Raw genomic sequence first — 21586 nt, 5'->3', positions numbered from 1 at the left:
TCTCATCGGAATCTCATACTCAAAGGCATAACATTAAATGACGGGAGAACAACCCTTTCTTCGCAACACATCGGTCAACAATCGTAAAACCTGCTTCAGCAATCATCTCATCCATAGCTTCAATAGCTACAATAACTACCCGGTCAGCAATCCGGCGGGCATTCACCAGAATAGCAAACTGCTCTTCAGGAGTGATGCTTGAGTATAGATTATACGGCATATCCACTATAGCAACATCGTATGACTCCGTGATATCGGCAATATCACCCAATGTCACTTCCGCAGTAAATCCGAAATGGTCGATATTGGTTCGTGCTCCGGCGGCAATAAAAGGATTAATATCGCGTCCCACCATATCGATCCCCATGGAGAGCGCCTCAATCATCACCGTCCCGATTCCACAGCAAGGATCAATCGCCCGGATTCCTTGTGGTTTCGGAACCGCCATATTCACCGCAGATCTGGCAACGCGTGTACTAAGTGCAATGGAATAACTGCGTGGTTTCTTCATCTGGTGGAACCAGGTTGCTTTATTCTTATGGTATGGGCCGAAGTACCAGCGTCCTTCCAGCGTCACGATGCCGTACACCACATCAGGGTGATTTACATCTGCTTCCCCTACAATACGCAGACCAATTTCACGTTCGATGACCCTGCGTTCGTTATATTCAATCTTGTCCGCAGCAGACAAATCATTGGTCTTCACAAAAATAACCTTGAATGTCTTCTCCCCGACATTAATCTGCTCCGTCTGATCATAGATTTCAGGCAGACTTCCGCCGCTATACATCACATCGATTCGTTCCTTGATAAACGGACTGCGGCTGACATCAATTTCAATGTCACTTGCGAATAAGGAAGAAGGCACTTCGCGGCCAAAAAGGCACCGCAGCTCCATCTGGCACAGAGACAGCTCGTCCTCCGAGCAGGCATAGGTATATATGAATATTGGTTTTTCATCTTCATTACGGGACTGGAAATCCTCTGATCCGGTAAAATCATGTACAGGCAAATAAATCCGCTCCTATCGCTTCTGTTACTTTTATGCAGCTCCTGCTGCTTGTCCTATTATTGCTTATCCTGAAAATGCAGTTTCAAAAGCTTCCTTCTACCTCTTCCCCCACTGTATCATGAGCGTGGTCATATTCAATCCGTGCCCTGGAGATGTCTGTACGTTTCACATTGACCCATTCCACCAGCAAGGTTAAAGGTCCGAGCAGCGACCTTCCCAGTTCGGTAAGACCATATTCGACGGTTAAAGGAACCGTTGGCGTTGCTTTGCGCCAGACTAATCCGTCGCGCTCCAGAAACCGCAGTGTCTGTGCCAGCATCCGCTGCGAGATACCGCCTGAGCGGCGCTGAAGCTCTTTGAAGCGCAGATTCTCCACGCCCAGATTCACAATAATCAGTACACTCCACTTATCTCCGACTCGATCCAGAATCTGCCGCGTAATCGAGAAATCCTCTAAAAACGGCTGCTGCCGGATATCTTGTTCTAATGGTTCATTCATAGACGGTTACCTCCATGTGACCTAAGCATGTAACAATGCCTTGTTACCGAATAAGCTAACTCAGTCTATCATGGTTACTGATCGTAATCAACAACCAGAAGAGAACTGATATTTAACAGAAATGTCCTTCCCTCAGGTGATTACTCCCGCAATAATTATCTGGCAGGAGACCTCCCGGTCTTTGATCCATGGCGTGTTCTCCAGTATAATGATCAAAGTAAAGGAATCTCAAGGAGGTACATAACCACTATGTCATATGAATCTTATTTCCAGGAACACAGGGAAGAACATCTTGAAGAACTGAAGCAATGGCTCACCATCCCCAGCATTTCTGCCTTGTCCGCGCACAAGGAAGACATACAGGCCGCAGCCCATTGGCTGCTGGACACGCTGAAACGTGCCGGTATGGAGAATATCGAGCTTCACCCTACTGAAGGACATCCGGTGATCTATGCCGATTACCTGCATGCCCCAGGCAAGCCGACGATCCTCGTATACGGCCACTACGATGTTCAGCCGGTTGATCCGCTGAACTTGTGGACGACCCCTCCTTTTGAGCCGCAGATCCGCGATGGTAAGCTATACGCCCGCGGTGCTACCGACGACAAAGGACAAGTATTCGTGCACATTAAAGCGCTTGAAGCGATCCTGAAGCAGGAAGGCACGCTGCCGGTGAACATCAAGTTATGTATTGAAGGCGAAGAAGAAATCGGAAGCGCCCATCTGCCTCCTTTCCTGGAAGCAAATAAAGAGAAACTGGCGGCAGACGCTGTACTTGTCTCCGACACTTCTCTTCTAGAACGCGGACGTCCTGCGATCTGTACGGGCCTGCGCGGACTGTGCTCACTGGAAGTGATGGTATCTACCGCTTCCACCGATCTTCACTCCGGCTCCTTTGGCGGTGGTGTACCGAACGCACTTCATGCACTGGTGTCCCTGCTGTCCTCCCTTCATGACGATAAAGGGCGCGTAACTGTAGAAGACTTCTATCAAGGTGTTCCTGAACTGTCCCCGCTTATGCGTGAGGAATTTGCCAAGCAAGGTGTCGATGAAGAGAAGATCAGACAAAATCTTGGCCTAGAGTCTCTCTATGGCGAAGAAGGCTACACCTTTGTGGAACGGGTGGGCGCTCGTCCGACTCTGGAACTTAACGGTGTATACGGCGGCTTCCAGGGCGAAGGCAGCAAGACTGTCATTCCGAAGGAAGCTCATGCCAAAATCACCTGCCGGCTTGTAGGCGACCAGGATCCACAGCATATTCTGGATGCTATTGAGACTCATCTCAAAGCTAATATCCAGTCCGGAGCCAGATTGCAGGTCAAGCAAATGGAAAAAGCCCGGGCCTTTAACATCGATCCGTCGAATCCGATCCTGCAGACAGCGGCAGACGCCTACGGCAAAGTATATGGAACCCGTGCTCTCTTCACTAAAGACGGCGGCTCCATCCCTATCATGGAAAGTTTCTCCCGCGTGCTGAAAGCACCGGTTGTTCTGATGGGCTTCGGTCTGGACGATGAGAACCTACATGCACCCGACGAGCACTTCAACTTGGAGAATTTCGATAAAGGCCTGCTTACCGTTGTCGAGTTCCTAAAATCGGTTTAGTCTGCATCAGCAGAACAATCTTTTGTTATATAGCAGGGCCGGCCCATATGCACAGTTTCTGCATATGGGCCGGCCCTTTTAAGTATTTTTATCATGAAAAAAAACAAATAAAAAACCCTTAGCTCTAAGGGTTGGATTGAAAAGTATGGAGCGGGTGATGGGAATCGAACCCACGCTATTAGCTTGGAAGGCTAAAGTTCTACCATTGAACTACACCCGCAATTGAATTAACACAAGAAACAGTATAGCATTTTCTTTAATAAAAAACAACAGGTCGCATCAGGATGAGATCTCCAGGATATGCCGGCTCAGAAATGCCCGTTCAAATTCAAACGCCCTGATTGGTTTACTGAATAAAAATCCCTGAGCTTCATGACAGTGCTGCTGGCGCAGAAATGACAGCTGATCTGCGTTCTCCACACCTTCTGCGGTTACTTTAAGCTTCAAATGATGGGCCATCGAGGTAATGGTAGATACTATAGCAGCATTATTACTGTCTTCCATAACTTCCTGCACAAAAGAACGGTCAATTTTTAAACGATCAATGGGCATATTCTTCAGATAATGCAGTGAGCTATAGCCCGTTCCGAAGTCATCGATACTTATAAATACTCCAAGTTCCTTTAGCCGCTTCAATTGTTCAAAGGCCGTCTCCTTGTCCAGTGTCATGCTTTCCGTGATTTCGAGGTCGACATAACACGGATCCAGGCCGATTTCCTTCAGGATCGTATCAATGTTCCCGGCCAGATTCGGCTGGAGGAACTGGCGAAGTGATAGGTTGATGGAGACACATATCGGCTGATACCCGGCCTCCTGCCATAGCTTATTCTGAAGGCATGCCGTTCTCAACACCCATTCCCCAATCGGTACGATTAAGCCGCTCTCTTCCGCCAGCGGTATAAATTCAGAAGGTGAAATTAATCCTCTCTTCGGATGCTCCCAGCGCAAGAGCGCCTCCATCCCAACTACTTCTTCGGTTTCAAGCAGGACCTGCGGTTGATACACCAGATAGAATTCATCTCGCTCCAGAGCCTTGCGCATATCATTCTCCAGCTTCAGGCGTTCCTTGGCCTTCATCTGCATAGCAGGTACGTATCGGCGGATATCAACCCCTTGTTGCTTGGCATTATGAACCGCTGTATCCGCATTCTGAATCAATTGTTCCGCAGTGTCTCCGTCACCAGGGAATAAGCACATCCCCATACTGAGTGAGATGTGATATTCTGATGCTTCCAGTTCAATAGGTATTTCGAATAACATTAAAAACTCTCTGGCGCGCATATGACTGCCCTCTACACTTGATCTTTCCGTCATCAGCAGAGCAAACTCATCGCCCCCCATACTGAACAATTCTTCATTGCGTCTGGCTTCAGTCTGAATCCGGTCCGCTACGGCTTGAAGAAGACGGTCACCCGCCAAATGTCCAAGAGAATCGTTAATGTTCTTAAAGTGATTAATATTCATGATTACTAACGCAGAGAATCCCTTGCTTGTATCCTTATCGTCTTCTGTAATCATCTCATCCACACGCTGCATTAAGCGGCGACGATTCGGCAGTCCGGTTAGATCGTCATGAAAGGCCAGATAATTAATTTGAGCTTCAATATGCTGCTTCTCTTGAAAAGGCTCCTCTATCGTCAAGCGGTAAACCCCATTAAGCAGCAAATAGTAAGCGATCCCGCTGAATATCATGCCAAACAAATAATCAGGTTCGTTAATATCAACCGGATGCATGAAAAAGGCCTGTCCAAGTACGAGAAAGATAATCGCCCTGATGATAATCAGCATGGAAGCCGAACGTTCTACCTTACCCGGATAGACAATAACAGCAACAGTAAACAGATATATAAAGAGCACGGACAGATCTAACAATCTCTTGAATGTATTCAGTTCGGCCGATGTCAATATCTGCGGTATCATTATCCGTCCGAAGAAACAAAGAAGCAGGGTAACCGTAATGATGATGACCGTATTGCGGTACATAGCCATTTTTCGCTCAGTGGTAACGGGCTCATCCGCTTTGCTGAATATGACCAATAATCCTATCGCACTGGCAAACCGCGAAAGCGTGAGTATCCACAATGAGTCATCGGAAGTAATATAAGATGAAAAAAGAGGTATGCCTACAAAGCTGAAGGTGTGCAAGAAGTCAAAGATACAAATACCTAAAAAAAGTGCGGAGGAATACAATCTCCCCTTCGAAAGCCGGCCCGAGAAATTCATCCGTCCCTGCGCGAAGATTGCAAATGCAAAAGCTGCGCTGCAGCAGCCGGCAATAAGATATAATGCGGATAGTACATCCCAGTTGCTCATATGATTGATCACAGCATGGAAAGCCATAGCGATGATGAACAACAAGATTCCAAAGACAGCTGTACGAATTGTTTTTTTCTCTTCTAATTTCATAAGTCCCTCGCGTCTGAGAATGATGTCTTTCTAGTAAGAATTGGATAAACTTACGTCCTATGTATAAATATCGGTTGGATAGGGTTGCAAAGTTACAACTTATTTTTAATAATACCAAAAGTCGGAAGTCTTATCTCCTATTTTTTATTTATGTTCATTCATATTTGTCGTATAAATATAAATCATTCTTCATTGATATTGTAAAAAAGCGCTGCCCTAAGTAAGGGACAGCGCTCTGGAAGACTTATTTATTTGTAAAAGTCACTTCTGGAGTCGTGAGCTTGTCATAAAACTCAACAGCATTATCCTTGTCTGCAGAGGAGCGGAGCGCCATAGCAGAACGCGGATGCTCATCAAGCGTACCTGTTATCATGTAAGGAATGATATAACCCCATTCTTCCTTCTCCCGCAGTGGAATCATCAGACGCTCCACAATATCCAGCACCGGGCGAAGTTTATACCGGGTATTCTTGAGATGCGTCACCAGCAGCTCGGTCGGGCAATTACCGGCTGCCCGGCCCATACCATAACACGAAGCATCCAACAGCTCAACGCCCTTCTCAGCAGCGATCAGTGTATTGGAGAATGCGAGCTGCAGATTGTTGTGAGTATGCACCCCAAGACGCTTATCCGGAAGATGTTTTTTGAATTTTTCCACCAGATAATGCATATCATTATGATCCAGGCTTCCATAAGAATCAACAATATAAACCACATCCACGGAGCTTTCCCGGATCTGTTCAAAAGCTTCCAGAAGCTCATTCTCCATAACATTCGACAATGCCATAATATTAAGTGTTGTTTCATAACCGCGGTCGTGGAAGGTCTGTACAAGCTCGAGCGCCTTGTCCACATCCTTACTGTAGCAAGCCACGCGGATCAGATCCAGCATACTTTCACTACGGGGCAGGATATCATTTTCATCTACACGGCCGATGTCGACCAGTGCTGACAGCTTGGTATGTCCTTTTTGCGGAATTACCTTGCGCAAGAAGTCATCATCCAGGAAACGCCATGGTCCGGCACCCTCGGCTCCTTTTAGCAGCTTCGGAGAATTTTTATATCCGATTTCCATATAATCAACACCAGCCTCATTTAAACCGGCGTACAAATTTTGGACAAATTCAACACTGAAATCCCAGTTGTTCACCAGTCCTCCGTCACGGATGGTACAATCGACAATTTTACTTGGATTGATCTTCACTTGAATTCTCCTCTCAGCTGACCTTCAATATATTTTATTTTTTCAGCAGGCAGCCATTATCATCTCATATTACCGTAGAAAAGTTAAGAAAGTAAAGAAAGTGTCGAACATTCACTCCCTCTTCTCATGCCTTGTGCATGTTTTTACAGTGACAAATATCACTGTTATCATTTAAAATTTATGATAACCTACAGGAAATCATTGAGATTGATTCTCAATCTCTATTGGAGGAGTTCAATGGCATCTATATCCTGCTCCCTGCTGCATCTTCAGCCTGGTTCAACTGGCTTAATTCATAAAATCGAAGGTATGGATCCCGTTCTGCGTCGCCGTTTAGCCGACCTTGGTGTTTCCGAAGGCGTCGTAGTCCGCATTAAAGGGAAGGGGCCTTTTCGGGGACCGGTCACCATTGAGTGCAATGGCCAGCTGTTCGCTATCCGTCGAAGAGAAGCATCCAGAATTGAGGTAAACGTATCATGAGTTCAATTGCACTAGTAGGTAATCCGAATACGGGCAAAACATCGTTATTTAATACCCTTACCTCTTCCTATGAATATGTAGGCAATTGGGCGGGTGTAACCGTAGAGAAGAAAGTAGGCAGTCTTAAAAATGGAGCGGGACAGCTTATTGACCTTCCCGGTATTTATTCCTTGCATCCTTTATCCCGCGATGAAGGCGTTGCTGCCCAATATTTAATAGAGGAAGACCCCGAGGCGCTGGTTAACATCGTAGATTCCTCACAGCTGGAACGGAATTTACTGCTTACAGTACAGCTCCTTGAATACGGCAAACCAACCGTGCTCGGACTTAATATGATCGATGTTGCCAAAGCCCGCGGTATTATAGTCAGCCCGGAGACTCTACAGAAACAGCTTGGTGTCAGAGTGTTCCCGCTTATTGCCAGAACCGGTAAAGGTACCGGTCAAGTCCTTAGTATGTTGGAAAACCCCGCCTCCATTCCACCTTCAAACTTCAAGCTGTACTATGGTGAAATCACGGAGAAAGCTATTTCCTCCATTGAGCGGGAATTACAGCATATTTCCGGACTTCCTAACTTGCGCTGGATTGCACTGCAGCTGTTGGAACAAAATCCGGTCATCCTGGAATATCTGAAATCACGCATGGATACCGTCAAAATCAAAGCGATATGTGATGCCTGTCAGAGTGAACTTCAGATTAAAAAAATCGCTTTAACCCTTCCGCAATGGATACGCTCAACCCGAATGGATTACATTCGTTCTTTATGCCAGAATGCGCTGGATACGTCAGCTCTGAAGCCTCATAACCTGACAGAACGACTGGATTCCATATTGACACATCGTTTTATTGGACTGCCTTTATTTATATTCTTTATGTATCTATTGTTCAAAACAACCTTTGACTGGGCTGGCGGTCCGTTATCGGATATCCTAGATGGCTTCATAGCCGGTCCCGTGAGTTCGGGTGCCTCTTCATTGCTGCAATATGTGGGCGCTTCAAGCTTCACTCATGCCCTTATTATCGATGGAATTATCGGCGGTGTCGGTGGCGTGTTAGTCTTCGTCCCGCAAATTTTCATTCTGTTCCTGATCATCTCCTTCCTGGAGGATTCCGGCTACATGGCCCGGGTGTGCTTGCTGATGGACAGTACCATGGAACGAATGGGACTTAACGGTAAAGCTTTTATTCCATTTATTATCGGCTTTGGCTGCAATGTGCCGGCCATTATGGCTGCACGAAGCATTGAACAACCGAAAGACCGGATGCTGACTACGCTGCTTATGCCTCTAATGTCCTGCTCAGCACGATTACCGGTATACGCCTTATTCGCAGCTGTATTTTTTCCTGAGCGGCAAGCAGCGGCAGTACTATCAATGTATGTAATGGGTGTTGTATTCGCCTTACTCCTGTGTAAGCTGTTCTCTAAGTACTTATTCAAGAATGAAACTTCCATCTTTATTATCGAGCTTCCTCCTTACCGTCTGCCGCAGCTAAAGACTTTGTCGCGCAGTACCTGGGAGAAAGGCAAAGGCTTCCTGCGTAAAGCGGGAACTATCATTCTTGCCGGCTCCGTTATCATTTGGCTGATGTCTTATGCAGGACCAAGCGGCTTCGGTGTCGAGATGAATTATAGTTATTTGGCAAAATTCGGCGGATTGATTGCTCCTCTACTGGAGCCGCTCGGATTTGGAACCTGGCAGGCTGGATCCACGCTGGTTCCCGGTTTTCTCGCTAAAGAGGTCGTTGTATCTACAATGAACATCATTTACCATACTCCGGATACAGCCGGCCTAGAAGGCCAAATCGCCCAGGTGTTTACACCGCTGAGTTCTATCAGCTTCATGGCATTCATTCTGTTGTATGTACCTTGTCTCGCAACAGTTGGGGTTATTAAAAAGGAAACGGCTTCGTGGAAATGGACTTTTTTCTCTATGGGGTATTCCCTTGTTCTAGCATATTCAGTATCACTTATTATCTTCCAAGGCGGACGGTTGTTAGGCTGGACGTAAGTTCTACTTAAAGAAAGCGGGGCAAGACAATGATCAACGTGCTTATAATCGGCCTTATATTCGGATATTCCGGCTGGATGATATACCGTCATGTGCAGAAAGGCAAAAAAGGGGCATGCGCGGGTTGTGACAAAGGCAAATCCTGTCCAGCGTCATCCATGGATTCACCCTTCTCATGCAGCAGTGGAGTCTCCGGAAGCAACAAATAAATCCAATACTCTTATAACAAATAACCTCCGGCCCTTACAAAGGACCGGAGGTTATTTCATTTATTAATAGCAAGACCTGCTAATGAATTAGTGGAAGCGAAATAGTAAAACTTGTTCCTTCATTTAATCTGCTGCTGACATTGATCTTGCCCCCATGATTCTTCACGATCCGATCACACACGGATAACCCAAGTCCCGTCCCGTTCTCCTTAGTCGTAAAGAAGGGATTAAACAGCCGGTCCAAAGTGCACATATCCATGCCCCTGCCGTTATCTGATATAAAGATGCGGACCTCAGCACCTTCACGTCGTGCTCCAAGTTCAACACGGCCGTTATAATGATCTTCCCGCTCAGCAATGGCTTCCATCGCATTGCGGATCAGATTAAGGATGACCTGCTTCATTTGCTTGATATCAACGGCAATAGTCAGATCATCGGGAAACGTACGCAAATGGATTTCGCAGCCCTTCATCAGTGCTTCACTTTCTGTCAGCAGAACGGCCTCGCGCAGGAGCACGGATACACGGATAATCCCAATCTGCGGAGCCGTAGGCTTGGAGGAAGCCAGAAACTCATGAATAATATCATTAGCCCGATCAATCTCTGCGAGAATAATTTTGGAATATTCCTCCTTGCCAAGCTGCTGCAAATGCGGCCGAAGCAGTTGGATAAACCCGCGGATCGCGGTCAGGGGATTACGAATCTCATGAGCAATGGAAGCAGATAATTTCCCCAGCATAGCCAGATTGTCATTCTGATAAGCGGTTTGCTCAATTAGCTTGTAGTCGGAAACTTCTTTAATAACAAATAAATAATTACCATTCATCACTTGTCCGCTAGAGACAGTAACCCGCCAATAGCGGCCATATTCATCGACGAATTCATAGTTTGATTTACCTTTATATACAGTTTCCCGGTAAATATTAAGCACTTGCTTCTTTTTGAAGCGGCTTAAAGGGAGATGGGACAACAAGCTCAGAAGATTACAACCTTCAAGTACATGGCGTTTTAACTCCAGCATTTCATACATATGCTTGTTAATGTAGCTTAAAATTCCCTCTTCATCAAAGATCATGATTCCGCTGTCAATTTGCTCTAGCACATTCGCATATGTAGCATTCATCAAACCCGATTGAAACGTTCTTGCTGATACAAGTAGCCCTTCCTGATATTCGCGTAACACGACACGAAGTTCCCCCTTCTACTGCAATTAACGAAGCCGATCAACGACATCAAATTACTATGTATCTGAGTATATGACGCAACCGTCAGAACATTCGATCTTTGTTGCATAATATCCAAGCCCTGGTTTATATATTCCAATCATATCCAAGTGGAGCTGTCAACGCAATCGGAGAAACTGTCGAAAAGTATATTTATTTAATAATTGATTCTCAAGACACATAAACAAGCCTCCGAAATGCCGGAGACTTGTTTGAAATAATTTAAATAATGATGGGTTCAGTGGTGGATCAGGCCTTTTGCTGCAAGCGAAGGCGGCGGCGGCTCATAACAGCCAGTCTTTTCTTAAGCTCACGTTCCCACTTCGCGTCCCCGATCTGTTTAGCCACGGCCAAGAGATCAAGTGACATGTCAATTTGACTGCGGATAATGGCCAAGGGATCCTCGGTCTCCATATTAATGACATTCTCAAAAATAGACTCGTCATCTTCCATTACATATTCCTGAAAATCCACGTCGGTCACGCCATCACCATGAGCGTATTCCGCCAAAATCTCATACTCATTCTCAACTTTGTAATGAACCTCGACCCGGTGGCATACCGGGCAGAACAGCAGGGGAACATTATGGACCTGCGTGCGATAATGTTTCAGCGTTCCTTTTGTACCTACCATACTAGCGCCACAGCAAAAGCTCATGATTGTTCACCCTCCCAGGTCATATTTAACGATTTCGTATTATTATATTACACTACTCACGGCGAGATTCCATCCCCCTGTGGGACATATTTTACATTTATGGCCCATTTTTATACGGGACAACGATGGGGGATTGTGACAAAAAACCTCCTGAATCCGGAAACGTCCGGATCAGGAGGTTCAACTGTACCTTTCAAAGAACACAGCTCCAATAAATATTAGAGGTTCTTGTCACCAGGCTTCCAGTTCATTGCGCAAAGCCCGCCGGATTGTAGTGCTTGAAGAACACGCAATGTTTCTTCTACGCTACGGCCCACATCATTATGGTTAACGACCTCGTATTTGAGTTCGCCTTCCGGATCGATAATAAACAGACCGCGTAGAGCGATTCCTTCCTCTTCAATCAAAACACCATAGTCTCTAGCAGCTTTCTTCGTAATATCGGCAGCCAGAGGGAAGTTCAAACGGCCAAGACCATTAGAATCTTTTGGAGTGTTGATCCAAGCCTTGTGACTGTGGATAGAGTCTACGCTGACACCGAGAATTTCGGTATCAAGTGCAGCAAATTGATCCGCCGCATTACTCAGTGCTGTAATTTCAGTAGGACATACAAAGGTGAAATCAAGTGGATAGAAGAAGAATACAAGCCATTTGCCACGATAGTCGGACAAGCTTACTTTTCCAAATTCTGCTCCATCACCAGATACGGTCTCCATTGTGAAATCAGGTGCGGGTCTACCTACCAAACGTTCTGCCATACGATACGTCCTCCTCTGATTATGTAAGAAAAACAAGCGGGTAACCACATCTTAGCGGTTGACACAATCCATGCTTTTCTCGATATGATAAGTTGGTTACTAACTTGCTGTTACACACCAAATGGTATCATCGCACAAAATCAAAGTCAAGATTATATCGATTACTTTTTTATAATTATTATAAATAAGAAACTTTTTGTGACATTTATCTCATTTGCGAATAGCCGCCGCAATCAGATCGCCCATCGCTGAGGTACTGATAGCCTTGTTCTTGTCCACGGCAATATCACTTGTGCGGTGGCCTGCATCTAGCACCTCCGCAACTGCAGCCTCGATCGCATCAGCGGCTTCCGCGTACCCGAAGGTTAAGCGGAACATCAATGCCAGCGATAGGATTGTGGCTATCGGATTGGCCAATCCCTTCCCTGCAATGTCCGGTGCGGAGCCGTGCACTGGCTCAAACAATCCGTAACTGCCTTCACCCATAGACGCGGATGCCAGCATCCCGATGGAACCGGTGAGCATTGCTGCTTCATCGCTCAGAATATCACCGAACATATTCTCGGTAACAATAACATCGAAGCTGGAAGGACGACGCAACAGCTGCATCGCACAGTTATCGACAAGCACATGTTCAAGTTCCACATCCGGATATTCCGGTGCAAGCTTATTAACAACTTCACGCCATAAACGAGATGTCTCGAGCACATTTGCTTTATCCACAGAAGCCAGCTTCTTGCGGCGTTTCTGGGCAATTTCAAAAGCCTGACGGACAATCCGCTCAACCTCAACCACATTATAAACACAGGTATCCACTGCTTCTTCTCCGAACTCTCCCTGGCGGCGGAGCTTTTCACCGAAATAAATCCCGCCGGTAAGCTCGCGGACTACCATTAGATCTGTACCCTCAAGCACCTCAGGCTTAAGCGTGGAGGCATCCTTCAGGCAGTCAAACACGACGGCAGGCCGCAAGTTCGAAAATAATCCCAGCGCTTTGCGGATACCAAGCAGCCCGGTCTCGGGACGCAGCTCCTTTGGATTGTTATCCCATTTAGGACCACCAACTGCTCCCAGCAGTACGGCATCTGCACTACGGCAGATCTCCAGCGTATCCTCAGGCAAAGGTGTACCGCGCTCATCAATCGCGATCCCCCCAAACAATGCATGCTCTGTTTCAAAGGAATACCCGAACACCTCTCCGGTTACCTTTAATACTTTTTCCGCCTCTGCTACAACTTCTGGTCCGATACCGTCTCCGGCAATTACAGCGATTTTTTTTACAATGCTCATCCCAGTCACTCCTCAAGTGTTCTGCATCCTGCAGACATAGTTCTTCTGTATATAGTTGTAACATACTGTATGCACAAAGGACAAAGATATAGATACTATTGCATTGATAGGCTGAACCTATAAGCCGGAAATTATACCCCAGGATTGTACATCCTTCATTTGCTCTTGTTTCCTGGGTTGATTACAATTAGTGTGCAGTTGTTAAATAAGATGATTTCAAATTCATTGAAGGAGTGATTGCACAGTGCAGTATGCAAAGCTTGGCAAATCAGGCATAAAGGTTAGCCGCCTATGTCTGGGAACGATGAATTTTGGTCCGATAACGGATGAGAAAGAAGCTTTTCGTATAATGGATACCGCATTGGATGCTGGAATTAATTTTTTTGATACAGCCAATGTATACGGATGGGGAGAAAATTCCGGACTGACGGAGAGTATTATTGGCCGCTGGTTCAAGCAAGGTGGAGGTCGGCGGGAGAAGGTTGTACTGGCCACCAAAGTATACGGTGCGATGAACGACAAGCTCGATGGTCCAAACGATGAAGCTGGCCTGTCCTCTTATATTATCCGGCGCCATTTGGAAGCTTCATTACAGCGGCTCCAGACGGATCATATTGAACTGTATCAGATGCACCATGTAGACCGAAATGTCTCTTGGGACGAGCTGTGGGGTGCTTTTGAACTCGCAGTAAGTCAAGGCAAAATCGGTTATGTCGGTTCCAGCAATTTTGCCGGATGGGATATTGCAGTGGCCCAGCTGGAAGCCAAAGCCCGCGGTTTCCTTGGGCTGGTATCGGAACAGCACAAATACAGTCTGACCTGCCGTCTGCCAGAACTTGAGGTGCTTCCGGCATCGAAGAATCTCGGACTTGGCGTTATTCCATGGAGTCCACTGGACGGAGGCCTCCTTGGGCGCAATGCACTCAAGAAAATTGAAGGCAGCCGCAGCGGTGGCAATTCGGAACGGGTAGAGAAGCACAAACAGCAGCTTGAAGCCTTTGCGGCATTAAGCCTTGAGCTCGGTGAACCTCAAGATAACGTTGCTCTAGCATGGCTTCTAGCCAATCCTGCTGTAACCGCACCGATCATCGGACCACGAACTCTGGAGCAATTCGAAAGTGCACTCCGCAGCCTGGAAGTTGTATTGGACGACTCCGTGATGGCCCGTCTCGATGAAATATTCCCGGGACCTGGCGGCGAGGCACCTAAAGCATACGCCTGGTAAACATAAGTTGGATAAAAAAGGGATTCGGAAGTCATTACCTTCCGAATCCCTTTTTGTAGTGTATTTACTCAACTTGGCGAATTAAACGCCCTTCAACCATATCTCAATCCGTTGTATCCACGGACACACTACCGTTACTGGTTGAAATCTCCACCACATGTGTTCCGTTCCCCAATACTAGGTTAGCTTGATCGTCTCCATCTTTTTCCCAAGATACGTTGCCTTTAAAAGAACCATTGCTGGTTTCGGCAGCTATCTTCGCATCGGCATTCTTGGGCAGCTCCAGCTCGACTTTACCGTTACTTGTTTTAAAGTTCCAATCGCCGGAAATGGCTGAGTCCGCTGATATTTTACCGTTGCTGCTTTTGGCTGTTACATCCCCATCAATCTGCTCTGCAGTAATCGAACCATTCGAGCTGACGAGCTCTATACCGCCCTGAATATTTCTGGCTTTCAAAGAACCATTGCTAGAGTGGCCTTCGACACCGCCCGCGATATCATGGAGATCCATTGTCCCATTGGAAGTTACGGCTGACAGGCCGGAATTCAATTCCATCGCTTCAATTGAGCCGTTGCTGGTCACGATTTCTACCTCTAAATTTCCGGGAACACTTACGTTCAGATACGGATTCTGGCTATTGAAGCCGAAATGAAGCCCTGCAAGCCAATTCACCTCTGCCTCCATTTCCAGAACCAGGGTGTCTCCTTCGATACCCGCTTTCCATTTCTTCACCAGGCTGCGCTGAGCTTCCTCAGGAGTATTTCCCGGCACGAGCAGGCTGCCTTCATACTGAACAGAACTTCCGGCCACCCCTTCTACCTTGACCTTACCATCTGGAAGGGAAATTCTTACCTTTCGGATTTCCGGCTTCACTTCCAGGTTCCCGCTAACGGGTGTAAGCTCCATGTTCCCCAGCAGACTTTTAACAGTACCACCGGACAACATAGACTCCCCGGCACTTGCGCCAATCAGCACTATAATAAGTACGATCGCCCAGCCGCTTACCCGGGTTTTAGCATCGGAACGGATCATTAGGCGGGTCAGCATTTCAAGTCCAAATACAATCAGCAATGCCGGCCATAAAAAACCTAGTACATCATATGATATTTTGTCAAATTGCGCCAGAACAATAACAACTCCGACTGCAATACAGCCAATCGCTGCAGTTAAGCTACCGATCTTCCATCTCCCCATGTTACATCCTCCCGACAACTTATGCCCTCGTGTTGTTTTTCAGCATCCGCAGGCCATAGCCAATCAGTGCTACCGACAGCAGAATCGTACCAATATTGAATCTCTCGCTTAAGAGCTCCCAGAGTGAGGGAAATACCGTAATCATCAGCAGCAGAACTCCGGAAACCACACTTCCTGCTCCAATCCAGAACGGATTGATATCCTCTTTGGGATAACCCGGAAATGCGTGCACATCCATAGACCACGGTGCTCCGAAGCTGTCCGGATGAAACATCAGACGTTCATGCTCTTCCGCTGAAATCTTCATCCAGGCCACCTTTTGCAGCGCATCAAATAATTGATAGAACCATAATGCTGCCAGTGCGAACGGAAACACCATCGGCACCGAAGGAATAAAAATAATACAGATGAACGCACCGATCATATACTGCAGACCGAGTTTTTTGAATCCCAGATACATGTGCCCTACACCAGGGGCCATAGCCAGCATAAAGGTAAGCCAGCGTCTCTTCCTAATCATGTAATATCCTCCTACTTGTCTGTTATTTATTTTTATTTATTTTGAGTGATCGGACGGAGCGCCAAACAAAGAAATCACCGAGTTTGACATCTGTCCATTAATTTCGGAGATATGATAAGCCAGCCCTTCAAACACGCCAAACTGCAATAACAAGAAAGTCAGGCAGGCCGCGAGACTGTAATGCACCCATGAGGTGCGTGGGCTAAAACGGCGTCTTGCCGAGGAAGGCTCCACTCTCCGTTTGCTTCGGCCGGACTCAAATTTCTCAATTTCAGCCATGACACTTCCTACAAGATCCGGAATATCCTCACCTTGCAGCACGTCGACAGTTTCAGCCATACTTCTCCAAAGCTCTGACAGTTCACGCGCTTCCTCCAAATGATGTGCACATCCGGGGCAGGAATCGACATGTAGTCGAATGATCTGTGCCCGTTCTAGAGACAGCTGACCATCAAGATAATGAGGCATCCATTCCATTACCTGTTCACAATTCATCGCCATTCCCCCCCTTGTTGTTTACGCATCATTTGTCTGGCGCGGTATAGCTGTGATTCCACCGTTTTAACAGAAACCCCTTTTTGCCTGGCTATTTCCTGATAGGAATGCTGGTGAAAATAGTACAGCTGCACGACCGACCGGTACGGTTCGGCAAGGCTGTTCAAATTCTCGTCCAGTTCAAGCGAGGCTTCTTTGTGAATTGCCGCATGCTCCGGCGTCTGCGATGTTACATAGTCGTTCTCCGTATATTCCGCAGAGCTGCGGTGCTTCCATTCCCTGTCATTGGCGCGTTTCCAGTCCAGACAAGTCCGGTAAGCGATCCGGTAGAGCCAGGTGGAGAATGAGGATTGTCCCCGGAAGGAGGGAAGTGCTTTATAAGCTTTGATAAAAACCTCCTGGGCCATATCTTTGGCCGATTCGGCTTCACCTGTAATTTTGACACATACTCTGTATACCATGCCCTGATAACGGTTAACCAAATGCCCGAAGGCCTGATGTTGACCGCTTAGCACGGCGGAAATCCACTCCGCCTCTTCCAGTTTACTCCCCTCCTCCAGCTACATTAAGTTAGACGCCGGACTTTGTGCATCCCCTGCGCCCTAATTTATTTTTCTTTGATTTCACACAAATGACAGGTTCAACTCTTACTTGTCTATCCTACAATAGGAACGCTCTAGAGAGAAGGAGAAATACAAAAGGTTCCTCCTACTGTAAAAAACCGCCAGACTCCTGCTTTCGGAGACTGGCGGTTTTTAGGTTAAATATCCGCAGGGATATTGAATTATTCGGATCTGCGCTTAAATCGAAGGTTCAGAGCATAGCCCAGCACGATCATCGCACTTCCCAGAAGATACAGCGGAAGGTGGCTTTCTTCCCCTGTCTGGGGCAGTGTAGGCTTCTTGCCACCTGAAGATTCGGTAACAGTACCTTTGGGCACTTCCTCGACATTAATTTCGATAATGATCTCCTCTTCGCTGCCTTCCTCATCCGTGACAATAACCGAGAATTTATCCTTCCCAATAAATCCGGGATCCGGTGTATAGATCCATTTATCCGGCTGCAGGGTTACCTGTCCGTTGTCCGGCTGCTTGCCGATGCTCGGAATTCCGCCAAGCGGAATCTCCCCTACGATAGGCGTATCCTCGGTTGTTGTTCCCTTGGTTGGCACAGGGGTCGGTGATGGCAGAACCGGAGCTGAAGCTGGCGGTGTCGCCAAAGGCGGTACGCTTGGAGAAACCGACGGCGTAATTGTTGGTGTCGGACTAGTGACAATCCCCGGAATGATGGATGGTGTAGGTGTCGGCGTTGGTGTGGATGCCGGCGGGTTCACTATTACCGGGATTATCGGCGGTGCAGGATCTTTTACATTGAGAATCTCAATGGTGGTCTCTGCAGCAGGATCAATGACTAACGCATGCTCCGTCTTGTCCAGAAGATATCCAGATGGTGCCGTTTTTTCAACGAGTATATAGTTGCCGCCTTTCAGCTTGGTGAACATCACCTCGCCACCAGCATCGGAAGTCCCTGCCTTCACCAGATTTTTGACTGGACCCGACAAACTGAACAACTCGAAGACTGCACCTTCAAGCGGCAGCTTGTCCCCATCTACCTCTGTAACCTTGGTTACTTTTAAAGAACCATTATAGGTATTGGCTATCGTCTTCTGAACCTGAACCGCCGAATTGATCGTTACTTTATGCTCGGTAGCGTCCAGAGCATATCCGGCGGGCGCCTGGGTCTCCTTCAGAATGTATTTACCGGCTCTTAGGTCGCCAAATTCATACTCACCGTTTGAATCGGTAGTGCCCGTCTTCTTCTCCTTCAGTTCGGATCCGACAATGCGATACAGCTCAAACACGGCTCCCGCAAGCTTTTCGCTTCCGTCCTCATTCGTCTTGGTTATCTTAAGTGAGCCTTTCACTCCGCTCCCTGTTCCCGCAGAGTCGACGACCACTACATTAATAACTTTTTCATAAGGAATGTTAACAACCTGCACACCTTCACCGCTGAAAGCGACATTATTCGTCAGCTGGACGTTGTTTACCGCAGCTATAACAGACTGATATTCCAGAATGTAGGCTTTAGAAATTGTCTGTTTGAATCGTAGGGTGAAGCTGTCATTCCCGCTGCTGTCCGTGGTAAAGTCAATCGTGTAGTCCGTATCACGAACCAGTTCGGTCGCTGTCTTGGTGATGATACCGTTCGCCGCAACCGTTGTAGTGTACAGATGGAAACTGTCTGGCAGAAGCACCTGATTGGCACTTGGCGTATCGATGATTTTGGCACTCCTCACAACCGACTGGTTATGATTGATATTTACCGTCCAGTTCATTTTCGTCCGGTCGACCGTATCCTGGGTGCCATTCTTAACAACGTATTGTCCGCCGTTCGGTATAGTAACAGAGCCCTTCAATTCTTCAGAGACCGGCGATTGGGCCTGATTATACAGCCTCGCAATATTAGTGACCGTACCTAGATTAACGTCTTCCCCGTTAAATTCCGTCTTAAAAACAACATAAAACGCATAGTTGATATCATTTAGCATTGTTACCTTTAAGTCTGTCGCTGTGGTGGTTAGTGAGTAATCTTCTCCTGCCATCAAAAGAGTGCCGTCGGTAGGATTACCGTTTTCGCCATATTCTAGCTTGAAGACCTGTACAGGTGTCATAGTATCCAGTTTCTGTCCAGCAGGGAAATTATCCACCAGATAAGCCCCAGCCACGAGGGGCTTTTTATTATAGTTCGCTCCTGCTTTCCAGGTGATCTTCTTCGTGACGGCATCATATGTCCCGCTCTTCAGACCGTTATTTTTCACTTCAGCCCGTGGATCGAACGTCTTCTCAATCTTCTGTTCCGGTGTACCGCCCGCTTTCTCAGTCCAGGTCATTTTAGCGGTGTTGGAGAATATCTTCTTGCCTGCCGTCAGCAGATCGTAATTGAAACTAGTTGTATATTCGATTGTGTATGGCACGGATATGGGCTTATTGAATTGAATTTTAAAGCCGTCGCCCGCTAAGTAATTACCGCTGCCAATCACGCTAAACGTATAATCATCTTCGTCTCCTTCAGGTGTAATCACAGGAGCTTCGATCAGCTTCAACCCCGCGTTGCCAAAAGTATCCGTCAGGAGTACATCCGTCATGGTGCGCTTGTCTTCATTGATCCGGATCTTCCACTTTACAGTCTTCGCAGCGTAATCTACGGTCAACCGGTCTTTGTTCAGAATGGTTTGATAAAGCTGCTGCTCGGCGCTTTTCGTTTCATTATTGTAGGTGACTTCATTTCTGATCTTCTCGTCCATGTAGATCCGGTCAATCACTTGGGTTTGATACTCAATCCGGTATGCTGAACTGATATCGTGGCTGAATTGCAGCCTAAAACCATGCTTGTCCGCCTTGTCCGTCAGCTCAGTCACCGTGTAATCGCCGGGATCAGCCAGCGTGCTCAGTCCCTCCGTGCCGTCCGAATTCAGCGTGACCCTGTACACTTTGAATGAGGTCCCTTTCAATTCCTGGTTCATGTTAAAATAGTCCGTTAGAACCGCCTTGTCAGCGGCAATATTCTTCTCATTATAATTAAACTTAATTGTCCAGGTAGTTGTTTCGGAGGCAGAATCATATGCCTTCGCCAATTTATCCAGCGGTTTGCCGCGGCCAACCGGAACCGTTACATTGTTGTTCTTGTTTACCCCGTCTCCCGTCAACACAGCCGTATTCGCAAAGCTGAGCAGATCGGAATTTGTAATCGAAGTTGAGAATTTTACCCGGTAGGCTTTGGTCAGCGGACTTTCATTAAAGGATAGAACCAGCTTGTCGTCCGCTGAGCCGTCAGTGGAATATTGATCTGCTGGAAGCGCAGCCTGCTCTGCTACGGTTCCATTAACGTTAACATCCAGCCCATATACGGCAATGGAAGTCTCATTCAGCTCCAGACCTGACGGCAGATTGTCTTTTATCACTGCGTTATTTATGGTATCGAGTGCCGTATTAACATCAATGACCCAGTCGATCCGCTCCGGATTATATTGCTGCGGCTGAGGCGTTCCGGATTTCTTAATGCTAGTACCACCCAGTGGATGGAAATTCAGCACAATAGAATTTGCTGCATTGCCTTGAATCGGGAATAGCAGCTCCTGCCGCGTCGAGCCTGTCATCTTGGTAGAGCTCAAAGTGGATTGGATTCGGAAAGTGCCACCTACATTAAATAGACCTTCAATATGCTCGTTAAAGGTCAGAGTCACTTTATTGTCAGGGGTAACGCTGTATGTACCTATTCCCTCTGCACCAAATTCATCGTAAGCCAAATTGCCGGTATATGTACCGTCGATCAGCAATTGGCTCGGGAGCTGATAAGTAAAGATATCCCCATCCCCATACTTATGTCCGCCTTCGGGAAGCTCAGGGAGCGCGTAAGTGAAATCCAGCTTAACCATGGAATCAAGCTTATAAATGCCGTCTGTGACTTGCGTTCCATTCTCATAGACCGCTGCAGTTACACTAGTTATCAGATTCTCCTGAATCGCGTCCGCTTTGACCGGAACATCGAATTTTAATCCTAATGCTCCCGCAATCTGCATTATTAGTAAGAACATGATTAACCAAGCGCCTATTCTTTTCTTCATTTCTTATGTACCCCTCTCTAGTTGTCTCTATGTATTGGTAGTAACTGAAATCATGTAACTAGATTACTAATTAGAACTGTTTTAAATTATACGATATCTCTCCATTATTTTTCCATTAAAATTTTTAATTTAATGAGACTTCACACCCAAAAATTCCTCGAAATCGACATTTTTT

General features: G+C 46.8%; 18 protein-coding genes and 1 tRNA gene. 5 read left to right on the top strand and 14 right to left on the bottom strand.

The features are described from left to right. Positions 1 to 19: 19 nt before the first annotated feature. Positions 20 to 1012 carry an RNA methyltransferase gene (locus tag ACAN55_RS12380; protein WP_379132777.1) on the bottom strand — a complete coding sequence of 331 codons (993 nt, stop codon included), beginning with the start codon at positions 1010 to 1012 and terminating at the stop codon, positions 20 to 22. A gap of 82 nt (positions 1013 to 1094) precedes the next feature. Continuing rightward, positions 1095 to 1511, bottom strand: coding sequence for a winged helix-turn-helix transcriptional regulator (locus tag ACAN55_RS12375; RefSeq protein ID WP_379132774.1), 417 nt, complete (start codon positions 1509 to 1511; stop codon positions 1095 to 1097). 249 nt (positions 1512 to 1760) lie between these two features. Here ACAN55_RS12375 and ACAN55_RS12370 point away from each other — a divergent pair, with 249 nt between their 5' ends. Continuing rightward, positions 1761 to 3116: a dipeptidase gene (locus tag ACAN55_RS12370; protein WP_379132771.1), complete on the top strand. Its 1356-nt coding sequence runs from the start codon at positions 1761 to 1763 to the stop codon at positions 3114 to 3116. A 146-nt stretch (positions 3117 to 3262) separates the two neighbouring features. On the opposite strand, the gene ACAN55_RS12365 is transcribed toward ACAN55_RS12370, so the two are convergent. The 3 genes from ACAN55_RS12365 to ACAN55_RS12355 all read right to left on the bottom strand — a co-directional run bounded on the left by ACAN55_RS12365 (position 3263) and on the right by ACAN55_RS12355 (position 6726). Next, positions 3263 to 3336 (bottom strand) — tRNA-Gly (locus tag ACAN55_RS12365). 59 nt (positions 3337 to 3395) lie between these two features. Next, positions 3396 to 5522 (bottom strand): bifunctional diguanylate cyclase/phosphodiesterase, encoded by a 2127-nt coding sequence (locus ACAN55_RS12360; RefSeq protein ID WP_379132768.1) that lies wholly within the window; start codon positions 5520 to 5522, stop codon positions 3396 to 3398. A 244-nt stretch (positions 5523 to 5766) separates the two neighbouring features. Then, positions 5767 to 6726, bottom strand: a complete 960-nt coding sequence (locus ACAN55_RS12355; protein ID WP_379132766.1) for an aldolase catalytic domain-containing protein — start codon at positions 6724 to 6726, stop codon at positions 5767 to 5769. A 237-nt stretch (positions 6727 to 6963) separates the two neighbouring features. On the opposite strand from ACAN55_RS12355, the gene ACAN55_RS12350 reads away from it, so the two are divergent. Genes ACAN55_RS12350 through ACAN55_RS12340 form a run of 3 tightly spaced genes read left to right on the top strand, consistent with a single transcriptional unit; the run spans position 6964 to position 9424 of the window. Then, positions 6964 to 7206, top strand: a complete 243-nt coding sequence (locus ACAN55_RS12350; RefSeq protein ID WP_379132764.1) for a FeoA family protein — start codon at positions 6964 to 6966, stop codon at positions 7204 to 7206. Then, on the top strand, positions 7203 to 9215 hold the full coding sequence (gene feoB, locus ACAN55_RS12345; RefSeq protein WP_379132762.1) for a ferrous iron transport protein B: 2013 nt from the start codon (positions 7203 to 7205) through the stop codon (positions 9213 to 9215). Before ACAN55_RS12350 ends, feoB begins: the two co-directional genes overlap by 4 nt. A 29-nt stretch (positions 9216 to 9244) precedes the next feature. Beyond that, positions 9245 to 9424 carry a FeoB-associated Cys-rich membrane protein gene (locus ACAN55_RS12340; RefSeq protein ID WP_379132759.1) on the top strand — a complete coding sequence of 60 codons (180 nt, stop codon included), beginning with the start codon at positions 9245 to 9247 and terminating at the stop codon, positions 9422 to 9424. Between the two features lie 79 nt (positions 9425 to 9503). On the opposite strand, the gene ACAN55_RS12335 is transcribed toward ACAN55_RS12340, so the two are convergent. The 4 genes from ACAN55_RS12335 to leuB all read right to left on the bottom strand — a co-directional run bounded on the left by ACAN55_RS12335 (position 9504) and on the right by leuB (position 13352). Further along, positions 9504 to 10607 (bottom strand): two-component system sensor histidine kinase NtrB, encoded by a 1104-nt coding sequence (locus ACAN55_RS12335; RefSeq protein ID WP_379132756.1) that lies wholly within the window; start codon positions 10605 to 10607, stop codon positions 9504 to 9506. A 289-nt stretch (positions 10608 to 10896) separates the two neighbouring features. Next, positions 10897 to 11304, bottom strand: a complete 408-nt coding sequence (locus ACAN55_RS12330) for a hypothetical protein (RefSeq protein ID WP_379132754.1) — start codon at positions 11302 to 11304, stop codon at positions 10897 to 10899. Between the two features lie 218 nt (positions 11305 to 11522). Further along, positions 11523 to 12062 carry a peroxiredoxin gene (locus tag ACAN55_RS12325; RefSeq protein WP_379132752.1) on the bottom strand — a complete coding sequence of 180 codons (540 nt, stop codon included), beginning with the start codon at positions 12060 to 12062 and terminating at the stop codon, positions 11523 to 11525. 210 nt (positions 12063 to 12272) lie between these two features. Beyond that, a complete protein-coding gene (leuB, locus tag ACAN55_RS12320) occupies positions 12273 to 13352 on the bottom strand; it encodes a 3-isopropylmalate dehydrogenase (RefSeq protein ID WP_379132750.1) in 1080 nt (359 codons plus the stop codon). Between the two features lie 244 nt (positions 13353 to 13596). Between leuB and ACAN55_RS12315 the strand changes: the two genes are divergently transcribed. After that, positions 13597 to 14577: an aldo/keto reductase gene (locus ACAN55_RS12315; RefSeq protein ID WP_379132747.1), complete on the top strand. Its 981-nt coding sequence runs from the start codon at positions 13597 to 13599 to the stop codon at positions 14575 to 14577. A gap of 103 nt (positions 14578 to 14680) precedes the next feature. Here ACAN55_RS12315 and ACAN55_RS12310 read toward each other — a convergent pair whose 3' ends face one another. The 5 genes from ACAN55_RS12310 to ACAN55_RS12290 all read right to left on the bottom strand — a co-directional run bounded on the left by ACAN55_RS12310 (position 14681) and on the right by ACAN55_RS12290 (position 21411). After that, a complete protein-coding gene (locus ACAN55_RS12310) occupies positions 14681 to 15772 on the bottom strand; it encodes a DUF4097 family beta strand repeat-containing protein (protein ID WP_379132744.1) in 1092 nt (363 codons plus the stop codon). Positions 15773 to 15791: 19 nt separating this feature from the next. After that, the gene (locus ACAN55_RS12305; RefSeq protein WP_379132741.1) at positions 15792 to 16292 is read right to left on the bottom strand and encodes a hypothetical protein; all 501 of its coding nucleotides are present in this window, start codon (positions 16290 to 16292) and stop codon (positions 15792 to 15794) included. A 36-nt stretch (positions 16293 to 16328) separates the two neighbouring features. After that, positions 16329 to 16787, bottom strand: a complete 459-nt coding sequence (locus tag ACAN55_RS12300; RefSeq protein WP_379132738.1) for an anti-sigma factor family protein — start codon at positions 16785 to 16787, stop codon at positions 16329 to 16331. Further along, the gene (locus ACAN55_RS12295; protein WP_379132881.1) at positions 16784 to 17311 is read right to left on the bottom strand and encodes an RNA polymerase sigma factor; all 528 of its coding nucleotides are present in this window, start codon (positions 17309 to 17311) and stop codon (positions 16784 to 16786) included. The genes ACAN55_RS12300 and ACAN55_RS12295 overlap by 4 nt, the downstream gene beginning before the upstream one ends. Positions 17312 to 17571: 260 nt before the next feature. Beyond that, entirely contained in the window at positions 17572 to 21411 is a 3840-nt protein-coding gene (locus ACAN55_RS12290; RefSeq protein ID WP_379132733.1) for a collagen binding domain-containing protein, read from the bottom strand. Positions 21412 to 21586 lie beyond the last annotated feature (175 nt).

The organism is Paenibacillus oryziterrae (genome assembly GCF_042610485.1).
GTDB lineage: Bacteria > Bacillota > Bacilli > Paenibacillales > Paenibacillaceae > Paenibacillus_AQ.
The sequence above is the reverse complement of the archived record's forward strand: the minus strand, read 5'-3'. Positions and strand labels throughout refer to the sequence as shown.